At 71.1% G+C, this 225-nt stretch carries 1 protein-coding gene; it reads left to right on the top strand.

From position 1 onward, the window contains the following. Positions 1-225: alpha/beta hydrolase family protein (locus LD028_RS09915; protein ID WP_237811719.1), on the top strand; the 225-nt coding region annotated here is incomplete at both ends.

Here is a 225-nt window from a genome sequence, read left to right on the forward strand (position 1 = left end):
TGTTCGCCGCCTACGAGCTGCTGCACGCGATGCCGGGCGTGGACCGGGAGCGGATCAGCGTCTACGGGTTTTCCCGCGGCGGGATCATGGCGCTGCTGGCGGCGATCGAGTGTCCCGGGCTCCGCTCGGCGGTGGTGTGGGGAGGGGTCAGCGACCTGTTTCTCACCTACGAGGAGCGGGTCGACCTGCGGCGCATGCTCCGCCGCGTCGTTGGCCACCCGCGCA

The organism is Anoxybacillus sp. LAT27, assembly GCF_022030075.1.
Taxonomy (GTDB): domain Bacteria; phylum Bacillota; class Bacilli; order Bacillales; family Anoxybacillaceae; genus Anoxybacillus; species Anoxybacillus kestanbolensis.